The organism is Mycobacterium sp. THU-M104, assembly GCF_049197365.1.
Lineage (GTDB): Bacteria > Actinomycetota > Actinomycetes > Mycobacteriales > Mycobacteriaceae > Mycobacterium.
This window is the reverse complement of the sequence record NZ_JBMIOP010000022.1, coordinates 1-6,674: the sequence shown is the minus strand read 5'-3', so window position 1 is coordinate 6,674 and position 6,674 is coordinate 1. Positions and strand designations below refer to the sequence as shown.

At 69.7% G+C, this 6,674-nt stretch carries 7 protein-coding genes; all 7 read left to right on the top strand.

The window, feature by feature from the left end; translation table 11 throughout:
* Window positions 1–617, top strand: a 617-nt coding sequence (locus tag ACOJVU_RS01930) for an aldo/keto reductase (protein ID WP_421528230.1), incomplete at its 5' end; no start/stop codon positions are given.
* A gap of 33 nt (window positions 618–650) precedes the next feature.
* Window positions 651–1,274, top strand: coding sequence for a PaaI family thioesterase (locus ACOJVU_RS01925; RefSeq protein WP_421528229.1), 624 nt, complete (start codon window positions 651–653; stop codon window positions 1,272–1,274).
* 67 nt (window positions 1,275–1,341) lie between these two features.
* Complete coding sequence (gene thrS / locus ACOJVU_RS01920) at window positions 1,342–3,399, top strand: threonine--tRNA ligase (protein WP_421528228.1); 2,058 nt, start codon at window positions 1,342–1,344, stop codon at window positions 3,397–3,399.
* Window positions 3,392–3,967, top strand: coding sequence for an HIT family protein (locus tag ACOJVU_RS01915; protein ID WP_421528227.1), 576 nt, complete (start codon window positions 3,392–3,394; stop codon window positions 3,965–3,967). The genes thrS and ACOJVU_RS01915 overlap by 8 nt, the downstream gene beginning before the upstream one ends.
* A gap of 7 nt (window positions 3,968–3,974) precedes the next feature.
* Window positions 3,975–4,607: a phosphatidylinositol phosphate synthase gene (pgsA, locus tag ACOJVU_RS01910; protein WP_421528226.1), complete on the top strand. Its 633-nt coding sequence runs from the start codon at window positions 3,975–3,977 to the stop codon at window positions 4,605–4,607.
* Window positions 4,604–5,533 carry a phosphatidylinositol mannoside acyltransferase gene (locus tag ACOJVU_RS01905; protein ID WP_421528225.1) on the top strand — a complete coding sequence of 310 codons (930 nt, stop codon included), beginning with the start codon at window positions 4,604–4,606 and terminating at the stop codon, window positions 5,531–5,533. Before pgsA ends, ACOJVU_RS01905 begins: the two co-directional genes overlap by 4 nt.
* On the top strand, window positions 5,533–6,666 hold the full coding sequence (locus ACOJVU_RS01900) for a glycosyltransferase family 4 protein (RefSeq protein WP_421528224.1): 1,134 nt from the start codon (window positions 5,533–5,535) through the stop codon (window positions 6,664–6,666). Before ACOJVU_RS01905 ends, ACOJVU_RS01900 begins: the two co-directional genes overlap by 1 nt.
* Window positions 6,667–6,674 lie beyond the last annotated feature (8 nt).

Here is a 6,674-nt window from a genome sequence, read left to right as displayed (position 1 = left end):
TGGTGATCGCGACCAAGGCCGGACTGCTGCGCACCGGCCCGGACGTCTGGGTTCCGCTGGGAAATCCGACGTATCTGCGCCAGGAATGCGAGATGAGCCTGCGCCGCCTCGGCGTCGACACCATCGACCTGTACCAGCTGCACCGCATCGACCCGGACTTCCCGCTGGCCGATCAGTTGGGCGAGCTGGTGGCCTTGAAGAACGAGGGCAAGATCCGCCACATCGGCCTGTCGGAGGTCAACGTCGACCAGCTCACCGCGGCCCAGCAGATCACCGAGATCGTGTCGGTGCAGAACATGTACAACCTGTCCGCCCGGGGCGCCGAGCCGCTGCTGGAGGCCGCGACGAGCCAGGGCATCGGCTTCATCCCGTGGTTCCCGCTGGCCGCCGGACCGCTGGCGGACCCGGACGGGCCGCTGCGGCACATGGCCGCCGAGCACGACGCGACGCCGTCGCAGCTGGCGCTGGCGTGGCTGCTCAACCGCTCGCCGGTGATGTTGCCGATCCCGGGCACCTCCAAGGTGGCCCACCTGGAGGAGAACGTGGCCGCCGCCGCGATCGAGTTGAGCGAACAAGAGGTCGAACTGCTCGGCGCCGTCGGGGAACAGAACGCCTGACCGCGCCGGGGCGAAGGCGGATACGGTGTCCCGGTGACCAGCGACCAGGCCCGGCACCCCGGCGGCGGATTCAATCCTCCCGAACCGACGACCAAGGGCGGACCCGACTACGGCCGGTTCGTCGACGCGGTGCGCAGGATGCAGGACCACGCGCGCGCCGTCGACGCCCCCGACGACGTGATCACCGAGGCGGCCAACCTGCTGGAGAAGGTGTCGGCGCTGCTGAGCCCGTACGACGCCGACGAGTGGCGCTCCCCGTCGGGACGCCGGATGGACCTGCCGATGCGCGGCAACGTCCTCGCGATCCCGATGTCGGCGCACAAAACCGACGACGGCCGGATCCGCGGCTGTGCCCGGTTCGCCCGGTTCCATCTGGGACGCAACGGCGCCGTGCACGGCGGCTGCCTGGGGATGCTGTTCGACAGCGTGCTGGGGCTGACGTCCTCGGTGCTCACCGGCGGCCCCTTCCAGCGCACGGCCTACCTCAAGGTCGACTACCGCCACATCGTGCCGATCGAGCAGGAACTGCAGTTCGACGCCGGTATCGACCGGGTCGACGGGCGCAAGATCTTCGTGTCGGGCCGGCTCAGTGACGGTGAGGAGCTGCTGACCGAGGCCGAGGCGCTGTTCGTGCGGCTCAAGCCTGGGCAGCCCTGAGGTGCCCAGGCCCCGATAGCATGGCAGCGATCATCACCGCACCCGAAGCTTGGAGAACCGACCCCCGATGAGCCCCCCCGCCGACCCCGCCCCCGGAGCAGTGACGATCCGGGTTCCCGCCGGGACCACCGCGGCCGCCGCCGTGCGGGACGCGGGGCTGCCCGGGCGCGGGGCGCCCGACGCGATCGTGGTGGTGCGCGACGCCGAGGGCACGCTGCGCGACCTGAGCTGGGTACCCGACGCCGACGCCGAGGTCGTCCCGGTGGCAGCCGACACCGAGGAGGGGCGCAGCGTCATCCGGCACTCCACCGCCCACGTGTTGGCCCAGGCCGTCCAGAACCTGTTCCCGCAGGCCAAGCTGGGCATCGGGCCGCCGATCACCGACGGCTTCTACTACGACTTCGAGGTCCCGGAGCCGTTCACACCCGAGGACCTGGCGGCGCTGGAGAAGCGGATGCGTCAGATCGTCAAGGACGGGCAGCTGTTCGACCGGCGGGTCTACGAGTCCAAGGACGCCGCGCGCGCCGAGCTGGCCGGCGAGCCCTTCAAACTCGAACTCGTCGACGACAAATCCGGCGACCCCGAGGTCATGGAGGTCGGGGGCGAGCAGCTCACCGCCTACGACAACCTCAATCCCCGCACCCGCGAACGGGTCTGGAGTGACCTGTGCCGCGGACCGCACATCCCGACCACCAGGCACATCCCGGCGTTCAAGCTGACCCGCAGCTCGGCCGCCTACTGGCGGGGCGACCAGAGAAATGCCAGCCTGCAACGCATCTACGGCACCGCCTGGGAGTCGGCCGAGGCGCTGGAGCGCCACCTCGAACTGATCGAGGAGGCTCAGCGCCGCGACCACCGCAAGCTGGGTGCCGAGCTGGATCTGTTCAGCTTCCCCGACGAAATCGGTTCCGGCCTGGCAGTTTTCCACCCCAAGGGCGGCATCGTGCGCCGTGAACTCGAAGAGTACTCGCGGCGCAAGCACATCGAGGCCGGCTACGAGTTCGTCAACACCCCGCACATCACCAAGGCGCAGCTGTTCCACACCTCGGGCCACCTGGACTGGTACGCCGAGGGCATGTACCCGCCGATGCACCTCGACGCCGAGTACGACGACGACGGAACGGTGCGCAAGCCGGGCCAGGACTACTACCTCAAGCCGATGAACTGCCCGATGCACACGCTGATCTTCGCCTCGCGGGGGCGGTCGTACCGCGAACTGCCGCTGCGGCTCTTCGAATTCGGAACCGTGTACCGCTACGAGAAGTCCGGCGTGGTGCACGGGCTGACCCGGGCGCGCGGGTTCACCATGGACGACTCGCACATCTTCTGCACCCGCGAGCAGCTGCACGGCGAGCTGGCGTCGCTGCTGCGGTTCGTGCTCGAGCTGCTCGGCGACTACGGGCTGGAGGACTTCTACCTGGAGCTCTCCACCAAGGACCCGGAGAAGTTCGTCGGCTCCGACGAGATGTGGGAGCAGGCCACCGAATCACTGGCGCAGGTGGCGGCCGAGTCGGGCCTGGAGCTGGTTCCCGATCCCGGAGGTGCGGCGTTCTACGGCCCCAAGATCTCGGTGCAGGCCCGCGACGCGCTCGGCCGCAGTTGGCAGATGTCGACCATCCAGGTGGATTTCAACTTCCCCGAGCGCTTCGCACTCGAGTACACCGCGTCCGACGGCGCCCGCCGGCGCCCGGTGATGATCCACCGGGCGCTGTTCGGCTCGATCGAGCGGTTCTTCGGCATCCTGACCGAGCACTACGCGGGGGCTTTCCCGGCATGGCTGGCGCCCGTTCAAGTGGTCGGCATCCCGGTGGCCGACGAGCATGTCCCCTATCTGGAAGACGTTGCTGCGCAGTTGAAGTTGCGTGGGGTGCGGGTCGAGGTGGACGGCAGTGACGACCGGATGGCCAAGAAGATCGTCCACCACACCGCCCAGCGGGTGCCGTTCATGCTGCTGGCCGGTGACCGCGACGCGGCGGCCGGGGCGGTGAGTTTCCGTTTCGGCGACCGTAGCCAGATCAACGGCGTGGCGCGCGACAGCGCGGTCGACGCCATCGTGAGCTGGATCGCTGACCGCGAGAATGCTTCTCCCACAGCAGAACTGGTGAAGGTGGCACGTGGTGAGTGAATCGCAGGAGGGCGTGGAAAACGCCGACGAGACCATTCTCGACACCGGTGTCGGCGCGTGCGATCACCTGCAACGCCTGTGGACGCCCTACCGGATGACCTATCTGGCCGAAGCGCCGCGCAAGCGCGACGACGCCAACCCCGAGGAGCCGTTCACCGACATTCCCCGTCTTTCCGACGAGGACGGGCTGGTGGTCGCGCGCGGCGAACTCGTCTACGCCGTGCTCAACCTGTATCCCTACAACCCTGGGCATCTGATGGTGGTGCCCTATCGGAGGGTCTCCGAGCTCGAGGACCTGACCGATCCGGAGAGTGCCGAGCTGATGGCGTTCACTCAGAAGGCGATTCGCGTGATCAAGAGCGTCTCGCAACCGCACGGCTTCAACGTCGGCATGAACCTGGGCACCTCGGCGGGTGGGTCACTGGCCGAGCACCTGCACGTGCACGTCGTACCGCGCTGGGGTGGCGACGCGAACTTCATCACCATCATCGGTGGTTCCAAGGTGATTCCGCAGTTGCTGCGCGACACGCGGCGGCTCCTGGCCACCGAATGGGACAGACAGCCGTGAGCGGCTCGTGAGTAAGGCCCCCTTCTTGTCTCGTGCGGCGTTCGCGCGGATCACCGCTCCCGCCGCGCGGGCCATGTTGCGGCTCGGTGTGACGCCGGACGCCGTCACCATCGTGGGCACCGTGGCGTCGGTGGCGGCGGCGCTGACCCTTTTCCCGGTGGGGAAGCTGTTCGTCGGCGCCCTGGTGATCTCGTTTTTCGTCATGTTCGACATGCTCGACGGGGCGATGGCCCGCGAACGTGGCGGCGGCACCCGCTTCGGCGCGGTGCTGGACGCGACCTGCGACCGCGTCAGCGACGGCGCGGTGTTCGGCGGGCTGCTCTGGTGGGCGGCATTCGGCCTGCACGACCGGCTCCTGGTGGCGGCGACGTCGATCTGCCTGGTCACCTCCCAGGTCATCTCCTACATCAAGGCGCGCGCGGAAGCCAGCGGGCTGCGCGGGGACGGCGGACTCATCGAACGCCCGGAGCGGCTGATCATCGTGCTGGCCGGCGCCGGCGTGTCGGACTTTCCCTTGTTCGCGTGGCAGCCCGCGCTGCCCGTGGCGATGTGGTTGCTGGGGGTGGCCAGCGTGCTCACCTGCGTCCAGCGGCTGCGCACGGTGCGGAACTCGCCCGGCGCGTCGGAGCCCATGCCGTGATCCTGAATCCGGACCGGCTGACCGGCACCGTCAGCGACTGGACCTATGCGACCGGCTGGCGGGCGGTGCGGGCGATGCCCGAATTCGCGGCCCGCACCGCGTTCGACGCGGGGGCACGCTACGCGGCCCGGCGCGGCGGCCCGGCGCAGCTGCGCAAGAATCTGGCCCGCGTCATCGGGGTTGCGCCGGCCGAAGTGCCCGACGCGCTGATGCGGGCCTCGCTGGCGTCCTATGCCCGCTACTGGCGGGAGGCGTTCCGGCTGCCGACCATGGACCACCGGACGCTGGCGCGCCGGCTCGACGCCTCATTAGTCGGCCTGGAGAACATGGACGCCGCCTTGGCCGCCGGCCGCGGAGCGGTGTTCGCACTGCCGCACAGCGGCAACTGGGACATGGCCGGGGTGTGGATGGCGCAGACGCATGGCACGTTCACCACCGTTGCCGAACGCCTCAAACCCGAGTCGCTGTACCGGCGCTTCATCGCCTACCGCGAGGGCCTGGGCTTCGAGGTGCTGCCGCTGTCCGGCGGACAGCGACCGCCCTTCGACGTGTTGTGCGACCGGCTGCGTGCCAACCGGGCGGTATGCCTGCTGGCCGACCGTGACCTCACCCGCGCCGGGGTCCAGGTCGACTTCTTCGGCGAGCCCACCCGGATGCCGGCCGGGCCCGCCAAGCTCGCCGTCGAGACCGGGGCCGCCCTGGTGCCCGCGCACTGCTGGTTCGCAGGAGACGGCTGGGGCATTTCGCTGCACCCCGCCCTGGACTGCAGCAGCGGTGACATCGGTGCGATCACCCAGGCGCTGGCCGACCGGTTCGCCACGAACATCGCCGCCCACCCCGCGGACTGGCACATGCTGCAACCGCAGTGGCTGGCCGATCTCGGGCCCCGCGCCGATGCCGGACAGGCCCGCCCGAAGGAAGCCTGATGCGCATCGGAATGGTGTGTCCTTACTCGTTCGACGTGCCCGGCGGGGTGCAGTCGCATGTGCTGCAGCTGGCCGAGGTGATGCGCGCCCGCGGACACGAGGTCAGCGTGCTCGCCCCGGCGTCCCCCGATGCGTCGCTGCCCGAGTACGTCGTCTCGGCCGGCAAGGCGATCCCGATTCCCTACAACGGGTCGGTGGCGCGGCTGCAGTTCAGTCCGGCGGTGCACGGCCGGGTCCGGCGGTGGCTGGCCGACGGTGAGTTCGACGTGCTGCACCTGCACGAACCCAACGCGCCCAGCCTGTCGATGTGGGCGCTGCGCGTGGCCGAGGGTCCGATCGTCGCGACGTTTCACACCTCGACGACAAAGTCGCTGACGCTGACGTTGTTCCAGGGGGTGCTACGGCCCTGGCACGAGAAGATCGTCGGCCGGATCGCGGTGTCCGACCTGGCCCGGCGCTGGCAGATGGAGGCGCTGGGCACCGACGCGGTGGAGATCCCCAACGGCGTCGATGTCGCCTCGTTCGCCTCCGCGCCGCTGCTGGACGGGTACCCGCGCCCGGGCAAGACGGTGCTGTTCCTGGGCCGCTACGACGAGCCCCGCAAGGGCATGTCGGTGCTGCTCGACGCCCTGCCGCGGGTGGTGGAGCGGTTCGCGGACCTGCAATTGCTGGTCGTCGGCCCCGGCGACGAGCACGAATTGCGCGCCCACGCGGGCGGATTGGCGCACCACATCCGCTTCCTGGGCCTGGTGGACGACGCGGGGAAGGCGTCGGCGATGCGCAGCGCCGACGTGTACTGCGCTCCCAACATCGGCGGCGAGAGTTTCGGCATCGTGCTGGTGGAGGCGATGGCCGCCGGCACTGCGGTGGTGGCCAGCGACCTGCACGCGTTCCGGCGCGTCCTGCTCGACGGCGAGCTGGGCCGCCTGGTGCCGCTCGGCCCGAACCGGAGCGGCACCGCGCTGGCCGACGGGCTGATCGCGGTGCTCGAGGACGACGTGCTGCGGCAACGCTACGTCGCGGCCGGTTCCGAGGCGGTGCTCGGCTACGACTGGTCGGTGGTCGCCGACCAGATCATGCGGGTGTACGAGACGGTCGCCGGGGCGGGCGCCAAGGTCCGGGTGGCCAGCTGATGATCTGG

Coding starts and splice junctions, on each gene's coding strand:
- thrS (WP_421528228.1), top strand. CDS start 1,342: ATGAGCCCCCCCGCCGACCCCGCCCCCGGAGCAGTGACGATCCGGGTT.
- ACOJVU_RS01900 (WP_421528224.1), top strand. CDS start 5,533: ATGCGCATCGGAATGGTGTGTCCTTACTCGTTCGACGTGCCCGGCGGG.